Raw genomic sequence first — 16323 nt, 5'->3', positions numbered from 1 at the left:
CGGAGGGTGTCGCTCAGCGTCCGGGTGCGCCCGGTCCGGGTGCTCCCACGCGCAGCCCGTCCATGACCAGGTCCAGGAGCCGGGTGGCGCGGGGCCGCCAGTCGCTCTCGGGGTCGATCAGCCAGAGGCCCCCGATGGCGAGGGTGAAGTCGTCCGCGGTGACGCCCGGGCGGATGGTGCCCGCCTCCTCGTTGGCGCGGAGGAGGAGTTCGGCCGCGGCGGACACCGGGGCGTGCCCCGGTTTCGTCGGGGTCCCCGGGCCGCTCGTCGCCTGCCGGATCGCGTCCGCGAGGCCGGCCTTGGCCATGCCGAACTGGGCGAGTCGGTCCATCCACTCGCGCAGTGCCTGCTCGGGTTCCCGCGTCTCGAGCAGCTGGGTCGCGCTGTCGGCGACCTGCTGCATCTCGTGGCGGTAGATCTCCAGGACGAGGGTCTCCCGGTTGGGGAAGTTCCGGTAGAACGTGCCCTGCCCGACGCACGCCTTCTTGGCGATCACGCTGAGCGGGGTGTCCGCGGACTTCGTCAGCTCGACCAGGGCCACTTCCAGGATGCGTTCCCGGTTCCGCTGTGCGTCCGAGCGCTGGGGTGCGTCCTTCTTCGGCTGCACTGGTCCTCCTCGCGGGTCCGTGTCCGAATCCCGACCTTGCTTAACCGGACAACTGTCCGTTACGTTTCCAGTGAGCGGACAACTGTCCGGTTGCGCCCATCCTAGCGGTGGGCGCGGCCGGTGTGGGTGCCCGGTGACCGGTGTCACCAGCATTCCCTCTCCGAATTCTTCTGCCCGCCGGACCGTCCCCCGGACGCGCTCCGGAAACGCGAAAGAAGGCTGATCATGGCCCCAGCCACCCCCACGACGTACAGCGCCATAAGTCTGAACATCAACGGCGAGAAACACACGCTCTCCGTCGACCACCGCACCACCCTGCTCGACGCCCTGCGCGAGCGGCTCGACATGACCGGTACCAAGAAGGGCTGCGACCAGGGGCAGTGCGGCGCCTGCACCGTCCTGCTCGACGGCCGCCGGGCCGTGTCCTGTCTGCAGCTCGCGGTGGCGGCCGAGGGACGGGAGATCACCACCATCGAAGGCATGGCCGCGGGCGATCAACTCCACCCGGTCCAGCAGGCGTTCCTCGACCTGGACGGCTATCAGTGCGGCTACTGCACGCCGGGCCAGATCTGTTCGGCGGTCGCGGTGATCGAAGAACACGCGGCGGGCTGGCCGAGCGCCGTCACCGACGACGTCCGGCCCGAAGCCGGACCACCACCGCTGAGCGCCGACGAGATCCGCGAGCGGATGAGCGGCAACCTGTGCCGCTGTGGGGCGTACGTGTCGATCGTCGAGGCCGTCGCCCGGGCGGCCGATGCGGATACGCGGGACGTGACGTCCGCGGACGTCGCACAGACCGAGGAGGCGGCGGCATGAGGGAGTTCGGATATCAGCGGGTGTTCGACGTCTCCGGCGCGGTCGCGCTGCTCGACGCCGATCCCGAAGCCCGCTTCCTGGGCGGCGGCACCAACCTCGTCGACCTGATGAAGACCGGCGTCGAGCGGCCCGCCCAGCTTGTCGACGTGCGCGAACTCCCGCTGGACACCGTCGAGTCGACCAAGGACGGCGGCCTGCGCATCGGTGCGACCGTCACCAACAGCGACCTCGCCGCGCACCCCGAAGTCCGGCGCCGGTATCCGGCGTTGTCGCAGGCGGTGCTGGCCGGCGCCTCCGGGCAGCTGCGCAACATGGCCACAGTCGGCGGGAACCTGCTCCAGCGCACCCGCTGCGGCTACTTCGCCGACGTGACCAAGCCCTGCAACAAGCGCGTCCCGGGCAGCGGTTGCCCCGCCATCCAGGGCGAGCACCACAACCACGCGATCCTGGGTGCCTCCGACCACTGCGTGGCCACCCACCCCTCCGACATGGGCGTGGCGCTGACCGCCTTCGACGCCGTCGTCTCGTACGAAACGGCCGACGGGCCGGGCGAAGTGCCGCTCAGCTGGCTCTACCTGCCCGTGGGTGACACTCCGCACCGCGAGACGGATCTGCCGCAGGGTGCACTGATCACCCATGTCACGCTGCCGCCCGCACCGGTCGCCGCCAACTCCCGCTACCGCAAGGTGCGCGAGCGGGCCTCGTACGCCTTCGCGATCGGCTCGATCGCCGCCGCGCTCGACGTCCAGGACGGCGTCGTACGCGATGTGCGCCTCGCCTTCGGGGCGGTCGCGTCCCGGCCGTGGCGGGCCCGTGCGGCCGAACGTGTGCTGGCCGGGGCACCGGCCGACGCCGAGACGTTCGCCGCCGCAGCGGACGCCGAACTCGCGGCCGCCCGGCCGCTGCCGCACAACGGATACAAGGTGACCCTGATGCGCAACCTCGTGGTGGCCGAGCTGACCCGACTCGCCGAGGAGGCCACCCGATGACCACCGTCACGACCGGCACCAGGGCGGTGAAGGGAGCCGTCGGCACCGCGCACACCCGCGTCGAGGGCCGCGACAAGGTCACCGGAGCGGCCCGCTACGCCGGAGAGATCCCCTTCGCCGAACTCGCCCACGGCTGGCTGATGTTGTCGACCGTCGCCCGGGGCCGCGTCCGCTCGGTGGACACCGCGCCTGTACTCGGCATGCCGGGCGTGCTCGCGGTCCTGCACCACGAGAACGCCCCGCGGGTCGAGACCGACTACCCGGGCCTGCTCGGGAGCAAGCCGGATCCGACGGCGGCCGTCTTCCAGCACGACCGGGTGCCGCACATGGGCTGGCCGGTCGCCCTGGTCGTCGCCGACACCTCCGAGCAGGCCAGGGAGGCGGCCGAAGCCCTCGTGGTGCATTACGAGGAAGAACCGCACGACGTCGACTTCTCGGCCGGGCACCCGGACGCGTACGCGGCGGAGGGCCATATGCCGGGCGTGACGGCGAAGGGCGACCTGGAGGCCGAACTCGCCTCGTCCGCCGTCGTGGTGGACGAGGAGTACACCACCCCGGAGGAACACCACAACTCGATGGAGCCCCACGCGGCGACGGCCCGCTGGGAAGGCGGCCGGCTCGAGGTCGTCGACTCCAATCAGGGCACGACATGGGTCGCGGGCGAACTGGCGAACCTGTTCTCGCTCGACCCGGCCTCGGTGCGGGTGCGGTCCGAACACGTCGGTGGTGGCTTCGGCAGCAAGGGCGTCCGTGCGCACCAGGTGGCCGCGGTGATGGCCGCGACCGCCCTGCAGCGCCCGGTCCGGGTCGTCATGACCCGCCGTCAGATGTTCTCGCTGGCCGGTTACCGCAGCCCCACCACGCAGCAGGTCAGGCTCGGGGCCGACGCCGACGGGCGGTTGCGCGCGCTGGATCACAGCTCGCTGAGCCTCACCTCGACCGTGCACGAGTTCGTCGAGCCCAGCGCCGGCGTGGCCCGGGTGATGTACGACGCCGACGCCCACCACACGGCCAACCGGGTCGTACGGCTCGACGTGCCGACCCCGACATGGATGCGTGCGCCGGGCGAGGCACCGGGGTCGTTCGCACTGGAGTCGGCGCTCGACGAACTCGCCGAGAAGTGCGGCCTCGACCCGATCGAACTGCGAGCACGCAACGAACCCGAGCTGGGTCCCGTGTCCGGACTGCCGTTCAGCAGCCGCAACCTCCTCGCCTGCTTCCAGGAGGGCGCGGGCAGGTTCGGCTGGGCTGACCGCGACCCGCGCCCCGGACTGCGCCGCGACGGGCGCTGGCTGCTGGGCACCGGCACGGCGGCCGCCTCCTTCGGTGCGATGGCCATGCCGTCCACGGGGGCGATCACGGCGGAGGCGGACGGAACGTTCACCGTGCGGATCAACGCGGCGGACATCGGCACCGGAGCCCGGACCGCACTCACCCTGATCGCGGCCGACGCGCTGGAGGTGACACCGGACCACATCCACGTGCGCCTCGGCGACAGCGACCTCGGACCGGCGATGATCGCGGGCGGCTCGGCGGGCACCCGCTCCTGGGCCTGGGCGATCACCGCCGCGGCCGGCGAACTGCGGGAGCGGCTCGCCCTGGGCGCCGTCATTCCGCCGGAGGGGATCACGGTGCGGTCGGACACGACCGAAGCCATCGGCGCTCTCGCTCCGAAGGAACGCCACTCCTTCGGCGCCCAGTTCGCCGAGGTGGCCGTGGACGTCACCACGGGCGAGGTCCGGGTGCGCCGCATGCTCGGCATCTTCGCGGCGGGCCGGATCGTCAACCCCCTCACCGCCCGCAACCAGTTCGTCGGCGGCATGACCTGGGGCATCTCCATGGCCCTGCACGAGGAAGCGGTCCGGGACCGGGCCACCGGCGGCCACTACGGCGCCGACCTCGCCGGCTACCACGTGGCCGCGCACGCCGACGTACCGCACATCGAGGCGGACTGGGTGGACGACCCCGACCCGGACGACCCCGTCGGGATCAAGGGCATCGGCGAGGTCGGCATCGTGGGCGCGGCGGCCGCCATCGCCAACGCGGTCTGGCACGCGACCGGCGTACGCCACCGGAACCTGCCCATCCGGCCCGACCGCGTCCTCATGGCGGGCGAGCATGCTTGACATCAGTGAGGAGTTGCACGGCTGGGCGGAGGAGGGCCGGGAGTTCGCCGTCGCCACCGTCGTGGCAGTCGGCGGCAGCGCCCCACGCGGCCCCGGCGCCGCCCTCGCGGTCGACAGCGAGGGCACGGTCATCGGCTCGGTGTCCGGCGGCTGCGTGGAAGGAGCGGTGTACGACCTCTGCCAACAGGCGTTGGCAGACGGTGAGGCCGTCCTGGAGCGGTTCGGCTACAGCGACGAGGACGCCTTCGCCGTCGGGCTGACCTGCGGAGGGGTGATCGACATCCTGGTCACGCCGGTGCGCTCGGCAGGGCCCGCCCGGACGGTGTTCGGGTCGGCGCTGTCGGCCGCCGCCCGGGGCGAGCCGACAGCCTTCGCCCGGGTCGCCCGAGGCCCGGCCGAACTCCTGGGCCAGGCGCTGCTCGTACGGCCCGACGGGTCGTACGAGGGCGGGCTCGGCGGTCACCCCGAGCTGGACCGGACGGCGGTGGCCCAGGCCCGGGCCATGCTGGAGGCCGGCCGCACCGGCACCGTCGACGTGTCGGAGGACGGTTCTCACTGTCCGGGCGGCATCACGCTGCTCGTCGAGTCGAACGTCCCGCCGCCCCGCATGATCGTCTTCGGTGCGATCGACTTCGCGTCCGCGCTGGTCCGGGTCGGCAAGTTCCTCGGCTACCGCGTGACGGTCTGCGACGCACGGCCCGTCTTCGCCACCAGGGCCCGCTTTCCCGACGCCGACGACATCGTCGTCGACTGGCCGCACCGGTACCTGCGAGGCACCACGACCGACTCCCGCACTGTCCTGTGCGTGCTCACCCATGACGCCAAGTTCGATGTGCCCCTTCTGAAGGAGGCCCTGCGGATGCAGGTCGCGTTCGTCGGCGCGATGGGCTCGCGCCGCACACACGCCGACCGTGAACGTCGACTGCGTGAAGTGGGACTGACGGAAGGGGAGTTGGCCCGGCTCAGCTCGCCGATCGGCCTCGACCTCGGCGCCCGTACCCCCGAGGAGACGGCCCTGTCCATCGCGGCGGAGATCGTCGCGGCCCGGCGGGGCGGCACGGGCGTCCCGCTGACCGCCTCGGACGCACCGATCCACCGAGAGGGGGGAGAGCGGGGCGCCGCAGTCGCTGCCTGAAGGGGCGTCAGCCCAGCCGGGACACGTCGAGCGCGATGAGGGCCACGTGCAGTTCGGTCCGGTGCTCGCCGGATTCGAGGTCCAGGTCGAGCAGCCGCTCGATGGTGTGCAGCCGTTGGTAGAGCGTCTGCCGGGACAGTTCGCCCCGGCGTGCGGCGGTGGTCTTGTTGCCGGCGGCGTCCAGGTAGTGGCGCAGCGTCGTCAGCAGGCTCGTGCCGTGCCGGCTGTCATGGTCGATGAGCTGGGCCAGCTGCCGCTCGGCGAAGCTCTGGATGCGTGGGTCCTGGCGCAGCGCGTACATGAGGTGCCGCAGTCCGATGTCGGACAACTCGTAGAAGGGCTTGTCCGAGGACTGCGGCAGGGCCGCCTCCGCGACGCGCGTCGCCTCACGGAAGGAACGGGCGGCTCGGGAGAGGTCGGTGACCTCGGAGCCGACGCTCACGACGGCCCCCGCGTCCAGGTTCTGCGCGGTGCGGCCGAGCTGTTCGACCGTGGGCCGCCAGGAACCCGAGGAGCGCAGGGACAGCAGCACGCCCACACGCCCGGGGGCCAGTTCGCCCACGAGGGCGGGCACGGTCACCGTCCGCAGGTCCTCGGCCAGCCGCGTTTCCAGCTCCTCGCCGCCCGGGTGCGTACGGGTGTCGATCAGGACCGCGAGGAAGCGGCACTCCTCGGTGGGCAGACCCAGGGCGGCGGCTCGGGCCCGGGCCTCGTCGGGGGAGCGGTGGCGCTGCTCGGCGATGTCCCGCAGCGTGTTGCGGTGCGCGCTCCGCTCCCAGGTCGTGGCATGGATGAGACGGGCGATCGTCAGGGTCATCGCCGTCCGTTCCAGCACGGCCACGTCCTCGGGGCCGAACGACGGGGTACGGGGGGTACGGGTCGGGGCGGGGAGCATGATGACGCGGCCCCACGGTTCGCCTCGGTACTCCACCGGTGCCACGAGCCAGTCCTCGGGACCGAGCACATCCGTGTGGTCGCAGGGAGGCGTCTCCCGGGAACGCCGCTCCCACCCGGAGAGCGCCTCCTCGACGGTATGGCCCGAGGGTTCGCAGATCACCGCGTGGTGGACGAGGTTCTCCAGCACGACGGTGTGGCCACTCGTCTCCGCCGCCGCCCGGACCACCTCCTCCGGGGAGGCGCCGCGCAGCGTCAGCGCGGTGAACGCCTCGTGGATCTGCTGGGTCCTGCGCATCGCGTGCATCTGGTTGCCGACGATGAGCGCGTGGACGACCTGGGTGACCTCGAGGAAGTTGACGTCCTTGGACAGGGTGACGAGCGGCAGACCGCGACTCCGGCAGGCGTGCACCAGCGCCTCGGGCGGGCGGTGGTACCGGCGGACCAGCTCGATCACGAGGGCGGCCGCACCGATGTCCGCGAGCTCGTCCACGTACCGCCGCACCTGGGCGGGCTGCTCCGGCAGCGGCATACCGGTGGTGAGGACGAGCTCCCCGCCCTTCAGGAACGAAGCGGGATCCGTGAGCTCGGTGATGTGCACCCACTGGACCCGCCGGTCGAGACCGGACTCGCCGGCGACGACCCGGGGCTGCCCCGCGGCCAGCACGGGAAGCCCCAGCACGTCGCCCACGGTGAGGGGCCGGCCCGTCACGGCCTCCGGCTCGCTCCCGTGCGGCGGCCCGGCCGTCCGGTGTTCCTCACTCACGGTGCCTCCATACGTGCCCGGCCACTCTGACAAGCACCCGCCACCTGCGCAAGGCCGGCCCGACGGCCGTTGACCGGGTCGTTGACGACCTGCCCGGCCCCGGGAGGTTGACACAACGTCCAAATGCGGTGCCCGGAGCGGACAGATCAGACGTTGTGGCGGTCCGGCTCCCTGGAAATGCTGAAGACGCCGAGCGAGAAACGACCGAGCGACATCCGACACAGCGCCGGGAGACGAACATGACCACACTGTCGCCGCACCTTCGCCAGGCCACGCCCGTGGTGGCGGTCCGGGGCGAGGGCGTCCACCTGTACGGGGAGGACGGCCGCCGCTATCTCGACTTCACCGCCGGCATCGGCGTCACCAGCACCGGCCACTGTCACCCCAGGGTCGTCGCCGCAGCCCAGGAGCAGGTCGGCACGCTCATCCACGGCCAGTACACGACGGTCATGCACCAGCCGCTGCGGCAGCTGGTCGACAGGCTGGGCGAGGTGCTGCCGGCCGGGCTGGACAGTCTGTTCTTCATGAACTCCGGCAGTGAGGCGGTGGAGGCCGCGCTGCGCCTGGCCCGCCAGGCCACCGGCCGGCCGAACGTCCTGGTCTGCCACGGCGGTTTCCACGGCCGGACCGTGGCCGCCGCCTCCATGACCACCTCCGGCACCCGCTTCCGCTCCGGCTTCTCGCCGCTGATGAGCGGGGTCGTCGTCACTCCCTTCCCCACGACCTTCCGGTACGGCTGGGACGAGGAGACCGCCACCCGCTTCGCCCTCCAGGAGCTCGACTACACGCTCCAGACGATCTCCTCGCCCGACGACACGGCCGCGATCATCGTCGAGCCGGTGCTCGGCGAGGGCGGCTACGTGCCCGCGAACCAGGCCTTCCTCGAAGGACTGCGCGAGCGGGCGGACCGCCACGGCTTCCTGCTGATCCTGGACGAGGTGCAGACGGGAGTGGGCCGCACCGGCCGGTTCTGGGGACACGACCACTTCGGTGTCACCCCGGACATCCTCGTCACCGCCAAGGGGCTGGCCAGCGGCTTCCCGCTCTCGGGCATCGCCGCCTCCGAGGAACTGATGAGGAAGGCCTGGCCGGGCTCGCAGGGCGGCACCTACGGCGCCAACGCCGTCGCCTGCGCCGCGGCCTGCGCCACCCTCGACGTCGTACGCGACGAGAAGCTCGTCGAGAACGCCGAAGCGATGGGAGCCCGGCTGCGGGCCGGCCTGGAGACGGTCGCCGTGAACACCCCCGGCATCGGGGACGTACGAGGGCTCGGCCTGATGCTCGGCACCGAGTTCGTCACCGAGGACGGGCAGCCCGACTCCGCGACGGCCGCACGTGTGCAACGGGCCGCGGTGGACGAGGGGCTGCTCCTGCTGCTGTGCGGAGCCTGGAACCAGGTCGTACGGATGATCCCGGCGCTCGTCGTCGACGACACCGCGATCGACGAGGGACTGCGGGCCTGGACCGCCGCCGTGGAAACCGGAACCTCGACGCCGTGAGCGCTGGTCCGGACCCTCTCACGGGCCACGAGGCGGCGCCGCTGCCGCCTCGCGGGCCCGGCTCGTCGGCGGGCGACGGCACCGAGGTGTTGTCGCGGCTGCTCGCCGGGACCGCCCCCGGGATGCGGGTCGACACCGGCGGCAGGATCGCCGCCTACGCGTACGACGCCTCCAACTACCGGGTGCCGCCACGGGCGGTGGCCTTCCCCCGCTCGGCCGCCGATGTCGCGGCCGTACTGAACGCCTGCCGGGAACTGGGCATCCCCGTCACGGCACGCGGCGGCGGCACCAGCATGGCCGGCAACGCGATCGGCCCGGGCGTCGTCCTGGACCTCTCCCGCCACATGAACCGCGTGCTGGACATCGATCCCGCGACCGGTACCGCCGAGGTCGAGGCCGGAGTCGTGCTCGACGAGTTGCGGACGGCCGCGGGGCGGCACGGGCTCACCTTCGGTCCCGACCCGTCCTCGCACAGCCGGTGCACGCTCGGCGGCATGATCGGCAACGACGCGTGCGGCAACCGGTCCGTACGCCACGGGCGGACCGGCCGTCACATCGAGTCGCTGGAGATCGTCACCGCTGACGGCGTCCATGCGATCGCCGATCACGGCGGGCTGCGCGCGGCCGATCCCGCGGACACTGCGTCCGTCGAGCGCGTCGCCCGACTCGCGGACGAGGTAAGGAAGTTGGTCGCCGATCATCTGGCGCTCATCCGGACCGAACTCGGCCGGATCCCGCGCCAGGTCTCCGGCTACCAGCTCCAGCACCTGCTGCCCGAGCACGGCTTCGACATGGCCCGCGCCCTGGTCGGTACCGAGGGCACCTGCGCGGTCGTCGTCGGCGCGACCGTCCGCCTGGTGGCGACGGCTCCGGCCTCCGCCCTGCTGGCACTCGGCTACGACGACGTCGTGGACGCCGCCGAGGACGTACCGGAGATCCTGCGCTGGTCGCCCACCGCGGTGGAGGGCATGGACGAGGCCATCGTCGCGACCATGCGCGCCCGCCGGGGAACGGACTCCGTCACCGGGCTGCCCGGCGGACGCGCCTGGCTGTACGTCGAACTCGACGGTGACGAGGAGGAGTTGGTCACCGCCCGAGCGGCCGGACTCCTCGACACCCTCAAGGCACGCGGGCGGATGGTCGACGGGCGGCTGGTGGCGAGCCCGGGGGAGAGGCGGTCCCTGTGGCGGGTCCGCGAGGACGGCGCCGGTCTGGCCGCCCGCCTGCTGGACGGCGGGGAGTCCTGGCCCGGCTGGGAGGACGCGGCCGTCGCCCCGGAGGATCTGGCCGACTACCTGCGGGACTTCCGCGCGCTGCTGGGCACACACGAGCTGACCGGCGTGCTGTACGGGCACTTCGGCGCGGGCTGCGTCCATGTCCGCGTCGACTTCGACTTCGCCACGGACACCGGCCGGGCCGCCGCCCGCCGCTTCCTCCAGGAGGCTGCCGCGCTGGTCGTCCGGCACGGCGGGACCCTCTCGGGCGAACACGGCGACGGCCGCGCCCGCGGTGAGCTGCTGGAGGTGATGTACAGCGACCCGATGATCCGGGCGTTCGCCGCCTTCAAGCGAGCCTTCGACCCGGAAGGTCTGCTGAACCCGGGCGTCATCGTGGCACCGGCCGCGCTCGACGCCGACCTGGCCCTGCACGCCCCGCCGGTACCGGACGGCCGCCCGACGCTCTTCACCTTCCCGCACGACGAGGACGGCTTCGCGGGCGCCGCCCGCCGCTGCGTCGGCATCGGCCGCTGCCGCTCCGACGCGTCGGCCGGCGGCGTGATGTGCCCCAGCTACCGCGCCACCGGTGACGAGAACGACTCCACCCGGGGCCGGGCACGGGCACTCCAGGAGATGCTGCGCGGCGAGACCGTCCACGACGGCTGGCGCTCGACGGACGTCCGCGACGCCCTCGACCTGTGTCTGTCCTGCAAGGCCTGCTCCACCGACTGCCCCGTGGGCGTCGACATGGCCACGTACAAGGCGGAGTTCCTGCACCAGCACTATCGGGGACGGATCCGACCCCGCTCCCACTACTCACTGGGGTGGCTGCCGTTCACCTCGGCGCTGGCCACCCGCATCGCGAGGCCGCTGAACGCGCTGCTCCGCGGGCCCGCCGGCAGGCTGCTCGCGCGTGCGGGCGGCGTCACCAGGAAACGTACGATCCCCGCCTTCGCCTCCCGGCGCTCGCTGAGGTCCGCACTGCGCACGTCCGCCACCGACGAGCCGACCGCACTGCTCTTCGTCGACAGCTTCACGCGCGCCTTCCGACCCCAAGTGGCCGGGGCCACCGCACGCGTGCTCGCCGACGCAGGGATACCCAGCGCCGCGCGGGACGGCCTGTGCTGCGGTCTGACCTGGGTCAGCACCGGCCAACTGTCCGTGGCGCGCCGGGTCATGGCCCGTACCGTGGCCCGGCTCGACGGCGGACCCGGCAGCGAGCTGCCGATCGTCGTGGCCGAGCCCAGCTGCGCCGCCGCGCTCAAACGCGACGTGCCCGAACTGCTCGGCACCGAGGCCGCGCGGCGTGTCGCGGCCCGGGTCCACACCCTGACCGGCGCGTTGACCGACCTCGCCGCACCCGACTGGAGCCCGCCACCGCTGCCGGAGTCGGTGCTCCTGCAGACCCACTGCCACGAGTACGCGACCTTCGGCAGCCGCCGCCCCCGCGATCTGCTGACCCGCCTCGGGATACGCGAGGTGACCGAGGCGGAGGGCTGCTGCGGCCTCGCCGGGAACTTCGGCTTCGAGGAACAGCACTACGACACCTCGATGGCCGTCGCCGACCTGTCGCTCCGACCGCGGCTCGACGCGGCGGCCGACGACAGACCGACCGTGGTGGCCGACGGCTTCAGCTGCGCCACCCAGATCGACCACCTCGACCAGCTCGCGGGCGGCCGGGGAACCCGCGCCCTGCATCTCGCGGAACTGCTCGACCCCGCCGCCCCCGCCTCTGCCGACCAGCCTGGAGACACACCGTGAGCATCCTGAACGACGTACCCAAGCAGCTGTTCATCGGCGGCAAGTGGCTGGACTCCGAATCCGGCGCCACGATGCCCGTGGACGACCCGGCGACCGGCGAGATCCTCTGCCAGGTCGCCGACGCCGGGCCCGAGGACGCCCGGCTCGCCGAGGAAGCCGCCGTCGCGGCACAGGAGGAGTGGGCCCGTACGGCGCCCCGCGCACGCAGCGAGATCCTGCGCCGCGCCTACGAGATCATCCTCTCCCGCACCGACGAGCTCGCCCTGCTGATGACCTCCGAGATGGGCAAGCCGCTGGCCGAGGCCCGGGGCGAAGTGGCGTACGCGGCCGAGTTCTTCCGCTGGTTCTCCGAAGAGGCGGTCCGCATCGACGGCGGCGGCTACGGCGTGCTGCCCGACGGCCGCAACCGCATGCTGCTGACGCGCCGCCCCGTCGGTCCCTGTCTGCTGATCACCCCGTGGAACTTCCCGCTGGCCATGGGCACCCGCAAGATCGGGCCCGCGATCGCGGCGGGCTGCACGATGGTGTTCAAGCCCGCCCCGCAGACCCCGCTGACCAGCCTCGCGCTGGCCGGGATCCTCCGGGAGGCGGGTCTGCCGGACGGCGTGCTGAACGTCGTCACCACCTCACGGGCCGACAAGGTCGTCGAGCCGCTCCTGCGGGGCGGTCGCATCCGAAAGCTGTCCTTCACCGGCTCCACGCAGGTCGGGCGGATCCTGCTCGCCCAGTGCGCGGACACCGTCGTACGCGCCTCGATGGAGCTGGGCGGCAACGCACCGTTCATCGTCTTCGACGACGCCGATCTCGACGCCGCCGTGGACGGCGCGATGATCGCCAAGATGCGCAACATGGGCGAGGCGTGCACGGCCGCCAACCGCTTCTTCGTGCACAGCTCCGTGGCGGACGATTTCGCGGTGCGGCTCGCCGAACGCATGGGGGCGCTCGTCGTGGGCCCCGGCACCCAGGAAGGCGTGGACGTGGGCCCGCTGATCGACGACGCGGGCCGCGCCAAGGTCGAGGAACTGGTCGCCGACGCCGTCGGACGAGGCGCCCGGGTGCTGGTCGGCGGCGCCACTCCGGACGGGCCCGGCCGCTTCTACCCGCCGACCGTACTGGCGGGTGTGGACCCGGCCAGCCGGCTGATGGACACGGAGATCTTCGGGCCGGTGGCGGCGATCCTCACCTTCGACGACGAGGACGAGGTGATCCGCGCGGCGAACGACACCCCGTGGGGGCTCGTCGGTTACGTCTTCACCGCGGGCCTCGACCGGTCGCTGCGGGTCAGCGAGCGCCTGGAGGTCGGCATGGTCGGCCTCAACACGGGGCTCGTGTCCAACCCGGCCGCGCCCTTCGGAGGCATCAAGCAGTCGGGGCTGGGCCGGGAGGGAGGCCGGGTGGGGATCGACGAGTTCCTGGAGTACCAGTACCTGGCGATGCCGGTGAAGTGACCCGCCACGCGCCCACCTCGCGCCCGGCCCGCCGCTGCGGCCCGGGCGCGCACCGGTGCGTACGGCTCAGGGGCCCGCGTCCGTTCCGTCCAGCAGCGCCACGACGCGCTCTGCCGTCTTCCGGCCGGCCCGCTGCTTGATCAGGCCCTCCTTCGCGACGGCCCGCACATGGATCCGGGTGGCCCACCCGCTCCCACGAGTCACGTCCACGGTGATCACCACCGGGTTCATGGCGAGGGCTCCGCCGCCGGTCAGCACCCGCAGGGTCACCCGGTCCGTCGTCGCTTCCAGCACGACCGGATGCACACCATGGGCCACGCCGAAGAGCAGCGACCGGACGCGTTCGAGGGCGGTGTCGAAATCCAGGGGCAGCTCACGGTCGAGCTCGCCGACGTCGTTCCTGAGGAACCGGGAGGCGAACTTCCCACCGGGATTGATGCTGCCGAGGGCGTCCGCCAGGAGCCTGTCCTCCGGCTGCTGCATTCCGCCTCCCCCCTTCCGTGCCTGCCCGGGCGAGCAGTGGCCCAAGAGTGCGCCACCCGTCAGGGGTTTTCAACGTCCGTCTTTCGCCGCCGCCCCTGCCCATTCCCGTCACTACTCGGAGGACAGCCCCCCGAGCCCCCGCTCCTCAAACGCCGGAGGGGCTGACATGGCCCCTGGACTGGACAGCGACGCGATGATGGCAGGTATGCGCATCCGAATCGACGCCGTCGACCTGCCCGGCCTTACCGGCCCCGCCTCCACCGACGGCAACGTCCCGGCGTACGACAACATCCATGTCGCCGTCCAACGCCGTGACCGTCCGGCCGAACTTCTCGAACCGCACCCGGGCGACGCAAAGTCGGCGACCTGGACCCTGGAGTGCACCGCGGTCACCACACCGACCGGGACCGACGTCAAAGGCCCCTATGTGCAGGACCGGCTGGGCCGCCGGTTCATCTACCTGTCCTGGGGCACGGTCGACGAGTCCGGCGTCTTCAGCATGTTCCGCCGCGCCAAGCTCATGCTCGACGTCGTCCCCGAAGAGGTACTCGCCGCGGCCGCCCGCGACGGCCTGCTGGTGGCCCGCCTCGGCCTGACCGACGAACAGGGCGGCCCTCTGTGCGCCCGCGTCGAACCCCCGCGCGTCACATGGACCGCCGAACCTGCCGCGGGGGCCTGACCGGCCGCGCACAAGAGATCCTGGCGGGGTGTCGATTCGGCATACCGCTGTTCGTCGGTGGGGTGCGGGAGCCCACAGGGGCCTCGTCAATCTCTGGAGGAAACATGAAGTACATGCTGCTGGTCTGCGGAGACGACACCGCCGACGCCTCCGGCATGGCCCCCGTCGAACCCTGGGTCGAGGAGCAGGGCGTCCAGCGCGGGGTACGACTGCACGGCCACCGCTTGCAGGCGCCCGCCGAGGCGGTCACCGTGCGGGTGCGGAACGGCGAAGTGCTGCGCAGCGACGGGCCGTTCGCGGAGACGAAGGAGTACGTAGCCGGGTTCGACATCCTTGAGTGCGACAGCCTGGAGGAGGCCGTCGAGGTGGCGGCGAAGCACCCCGTGGCGACCATCGGGGCCATGGAGGTGCGCGCGTACTGGGAGGACGAGGACGCCGAAGCGGAGATCCGCCGCCTGGACGCGGAACTGACCGCGGCCGGCCGTGAGCGTGACTTCGACCGGGCGATGGCCTGCTACGCGCCGGACGTCGAGGTGTTCCACCCCGTGAGCGGTCTGGAGCAGCGCGGGATCGAGGCCCTGCGCAAGGCCGAGGAGATGTGGTTCTCGACGCTGGACGGGCCGGTGGAGCGCGAGGTGCTCGAATTCCGCGTACGGGTCGACGAGAGCATCGCGTTCAGCCACGCGCTCGTACGGATGCGTGCCACGCTGGTCGGTGGTGGTTCGCTGGACACCACGGCGCGGGTGACCACCGGTTACCGTGCGGCGGGCGACCGGTGGAAGATCGTCCACCAGCACACGTCCGTTCCCTTCGACGCGGGCATCACGGGGGCCTCCTCGACCGGATGAGGACCGGTCGAGCGCCGTCAGCCGGCCCTCAGCACCCGGTCCGCGTTGGTCACCTGCTTGCGGATGTCCCGCTTGATCGCGGCGAGTTCCCGGGTCTTCGCGCTCATCGCCCGCCGCTGGTAGGCCGCGTCGACCGAGGACCAGACGCCGATGACGTTGGTCTCCCGTTTGCACCGCACGTCCGTTTCGGCCAGGGCGATCTCGGCCCGGGTGGCCTTCGGACCCGTGAAGTCGGGGTCCTTGCCCGGCGCCCGGGTCGGATCGGCGTACTGGTGGCCGTGTCGCTTCATACAGCGCGACCAGGCGCGGAAGACCTGCACCACCCGCGGATCCTTCTGCGAGTCGCTGTAGCTGCCGATGTTGATCGTCCCGACGAGCTCCCGGTTGCCGATCTTCTCCGGATCGCCCGACAGGGCCGCCGTGGCCTCGCCCTGGCATCCGTCCGCCGGAACGGCGCGCCCGCGTTCGTCCTTGCCCGCGGGGGTGCCGTCGTCGTGGAGGCCCGTCAGGAGGAGCATCTCCTCCGGCCCGGGCTTGGGCCCCGCGCTCTTCTCCTTGGAGCGACTCGGTGCCGTGCCGGGGGCCGGGTGGTATCCGTACCGGGCGGCGAGCCGGGCATCCGTGATCCCGTACCGGTGCGCCGTGTTGGCCGGATTCAACGTGCCGGTGTCCGGTGCGGTTTCGGTTGGGACGGGCCAGTGGTGGCCGAAACGCTCCATACAGGACGCGGTGAGCACCGCCCGCGCCCGGAACAGCCGGGCGACCTCCCGGTCGGTGAACAGGTAGGGCTCGATGGGCAGGACCAGCGATCCCACGCCGAGCATCGTCGGCACGCCCGTCACGGGAGGCGGACCGGACGCCTTCGGCCTCGGCTCGGCAGCCTGTCCCTCCGCACAGCCCGCGAGGGCGGCGGAGAGGGCGAACGCGGCTCCGATCCGCAGTGTGCGCTGCCTGGTTCGCGCCCGCATGTCATGTCCCCCTTGTGTGTGCGGCCGTACGGAGGGCCCGTACGAGGTGCTCGTACGGGAGGGCCCGTCCGAAGCTCTCGGACGGGC

At 72.2% G+C, this 16323-nt stretch carries 13 protein-coding genes; 9 read left to right on the top strand and 4 right to left on the bottom strand.

The annotated features are described in order from the left end of the window. Positions 1 to 13 precede the first annotated feature (13 nt). Positions 14 to 607 carry a TetR/AcrR family transcriptional regulator gene (locus OG718_RS09215; protein ID WP_143641244.1) on the bottom strand — a complete coding sequence of 198 codons (594 nt, stop codon included), beginning with the start codon at positions 605 to 607 and terminating at the stop codon, positions 14 to 16. A 225-nt stretch (positions 608 to 832) separates the two neighbouring features. On the opposite strand from OG718_RS09215, the gene OG718_RS09210 reads away from it, so the two are divergent. From OG718_RS09210 to OG718_RS09195, 4 genes are read left to right on the top strand one after another with little or no spacing between them, the layout of a single operon-like run. After that, a complete protein-coding gene (locus OG718_RS09210) occupies positions 833 to 1423 on the top strand; it encodes a (2Fe-2S)-binding protein (RefSeq protein WP_143641245.1) in 591 nt (196 codons plus the stop codon). Beyond that, entirely contained in the window at positions 1420 to 2412 is a 993-nt protein-coding gene (locus tag OG718_RS09205) for an FAD binding domain-containing protein (protein ID WP_143641246.1), read from the top strand. Before OG718_RS09210 ends, OG718_RS09205 begins: the two co-directional genes overlap by 4 nt. After that, the gene (locus OG718_RS09200; RefSeq protein WP_328843861.1) at positions 2409 to 4538 is read left to right on the top strand and encodes a xanthine dehydrogenase family protein molybdopterin-binding subunit; all 2130 of its coding nucleotides are present in this window, start codon (positions 2409 to 2411) and stop codon (positions 4536 to 4538) included. Before OG718_RS09205 ends, OG718_RS09200 begins: the two co-directional genes overlap by 4 nt. Next, entirely contained in the window at positions 4531 to 5673 is a 1143-nt protein-coding gene (locus OG718_RS09195; RefSeq protein WP_143641248.1) for an XdhC family protein, read from the top strand. The genes OG718_RS09200 and OG718_RS09195 overlap by 8 nt, the downstream gene beginning before the upstream one ends. Before the next feature lie 7 nt (positions 5674 to 5680). Here the strand turns inward: OG718_RS09195 and OG718_RS09190 are convergent, their stop codons facing one another. Then, positions 5681 to 7333, bottom strand: coding sequence for a PucR family transcriptional regulator (locus OG718_RS09190; protein WP_143641249.1), 1653 nt, complete (start codon positions 7331 to 7333; stop codon positions 5681 to 5683). Positions 7334 to 7572: 239 nt separating this feature from the next. Between OG718_RS09190 and OG718_RS09185 the strand changes: the two genes are divergently transcribed. From OG718_RS09185 to OG718_RS09175, 3 genes are all read left to right on the top strand, one after another. Then, positions 7573 to 8832 carry an aspartate aminotransferase family protein gene (locus OG718_RS09185; protein WP_328843860.1) on the top strand — a complete coding sequence of 420 codons (1260 nt, stop codon included), beginning with the start codon at positions 7573 to 7575 and terminating at the stop codon, positions 8830 to 8832. 122 nt (positions 8833 to 8954) lie between these two features. Beyond that, the gene (locus tag OG718_RS09180) at positions 8955 to 11810 is read left to right on the top strand and encodes an FAD-binding and (Fe-S)-binding domain-containing protein (protein ID WP_328847715.1); all 2856 of its coding nucleotides are present in this window, start codon (positions 8955 to 8957) and stop codon (positions 11808 to 11810) included. A 5-nt stretch (positions 11811 to 11815) separates the two neighbouring features. Further along, positions 11816 to 13258, top strand: coding sequence for an NAD-dependent succinate-semialdehyde dehydrogenase (locus OG718_RS09175; RefSeq protein ID WP_143641324.1), 1443 nt, complete (start codon positions 11816 to 11818; stop codon positions 13256 to 13258). Between the two features lie 66 nt (positions 13259 to 13324). Here OG718_RS09175 and OG718_RS09170 read toward each other — a convergent pair whose 3' ends face one another. Continuing rightward, positions 13325 to 13741, bottom strand: a complete 417-nt coding sequence (locus OG718_RS09170) for a hypothetical protein (RefSeq protein WP_143641251.1) — start codon at positions 13739 to 13741, stop codon at positions 13325 to 13327. A gap of 193 nt (positions 13742 to 13934) precedes the next feature. On the opposite strand from OG718_RS09170, the gene OG718_RS09165 reads away from it, so the two are divergent. Next, positions 13935 to 14420, top strand: a complete 486-nt coding sequence (locus OG718_RS09165) for a DUF5990 family protein (protein WP_143641252.1) — start codon at positions 13935 to 13937, stop codon at positions 14418 to 14420. Between the two features lie 104 nt (positions 14421 to 14524). Next, positions 14525 to 15268: a nuclear transport factor 2 family protein gene (locus OG718_RS09160; protein ID WP_328843859.1), complete on the top strand. Its 744-nt coding sequence runs from the start codon at positions 14525 to 14527 to the stop codon at positions 15266 to 15268. A gap of 17 nt (positions 15269 to 15285) precedes the next feature. Here OG718_RS09160 and OG718_RS09155 read toward each other — a convergent pair whose 3' ends face one another. Then, positions 15286 to 16236 carry a hypothetical protein gene (locus OG718_RS09155; protein WP_328843858.1) on the bottom strand — a complete coding sequence of 317 codons (951 nt, stop codon included), beginning with the start codon at positions 16234 to 16236 and terminating at the stop codon, positions 15286 to 15288. Positions 16237 to 16323 lie beyond the last annotated feature (87 nt).

It is taken from the genome of Streptomyces sp. NBC_00258 (assembly GCF_036182465.1).
Taxonomy (GTDB): Bacteria; Actinomycetota; Actinomycetes; order Streptomycetales; family Streptomycetaceae; genus Streptomyces.
This window is presented reverse-complemented; position numbering and strand designations above follow the sequence as displayed.

What these genes read in the sequence shown, in the direction of transcription:
- OG718_RS09210 (WP_143641245.1), top strand. Translation starts at nt 833, where the DNA reads ATGGCCCCAGCCACCCCCACGACGTACAGCGCCATAAGTCTGAACATC.
- OG718_RS09205 (WP_143641246.1), top strand. Translation starts at nt 1,420, where the DNA reads ATGAGGGAGTTCGGATATCAGCGGGTGTTCGACGTCTCCGGCGCGGTC.
- OG718_RS09200 (WP_328843861.1), top strand. Translation starts at nt 2,409, where the DNA reads ATGACCACCGTCACGACCGGCACCAGGGCGGTGAAGGGAGCCGTCGGC.
- OG718_RS09195 (WP_143641248.1), top strand. Translation starts at nt 4,531, where the DNA reads ATGCTTGACATCAGTGAGGAGTTGCACGGCTGGGCGGAGGAGGGCCGG.
- OG718_RS09185 (WP_328843860.1), top strand. Translation starts at nt 7,573, where the DNA reads ATGACCACACTGTCGCCGCACCTTCGCCAGGCCACGCCCGTGGTGGCG.
- OG718_RS09180 (WP_328847715.1), top strand. Translation starts at nt 8,955, where the DNA reads ATGCGGGTCGACACCGGCGGCAGGATCGCCGCCTACGCGTACGACGCC.
- OG718_RS09170 (WP_143641251.1), bottom strand. Translation starts at nt 13,741, where the DNA reads ATGCAGCAGCCGGAGGACAGGCTCCTGGCGGACGCCCTCGGCAGCATC.
- OG718_RS09165 (WP_143641252.1), top strand. Translation starts at nt 13,935, where the DNA reads ATGATGGCAGGTATGCGCATCCGAATCGACGCCGTCGACCTGCCCGGC.
- OG718_RS09160 (WP_328843859.1), top strand. Translation starts at nt 14,525, where the DNA reads ATGAAGTACATGCTGCTGGTCTGCGGAGACGACACCGCCGACGCCTCC.
- OG718_RS09155 (WP_328843858.1), bottom strand. Translation starts at nt 16,236, where the DNA reads ATGCGGGCGCGAACCAGGCAGCGCACACTGCGGATCGGAGCCGCGTTC.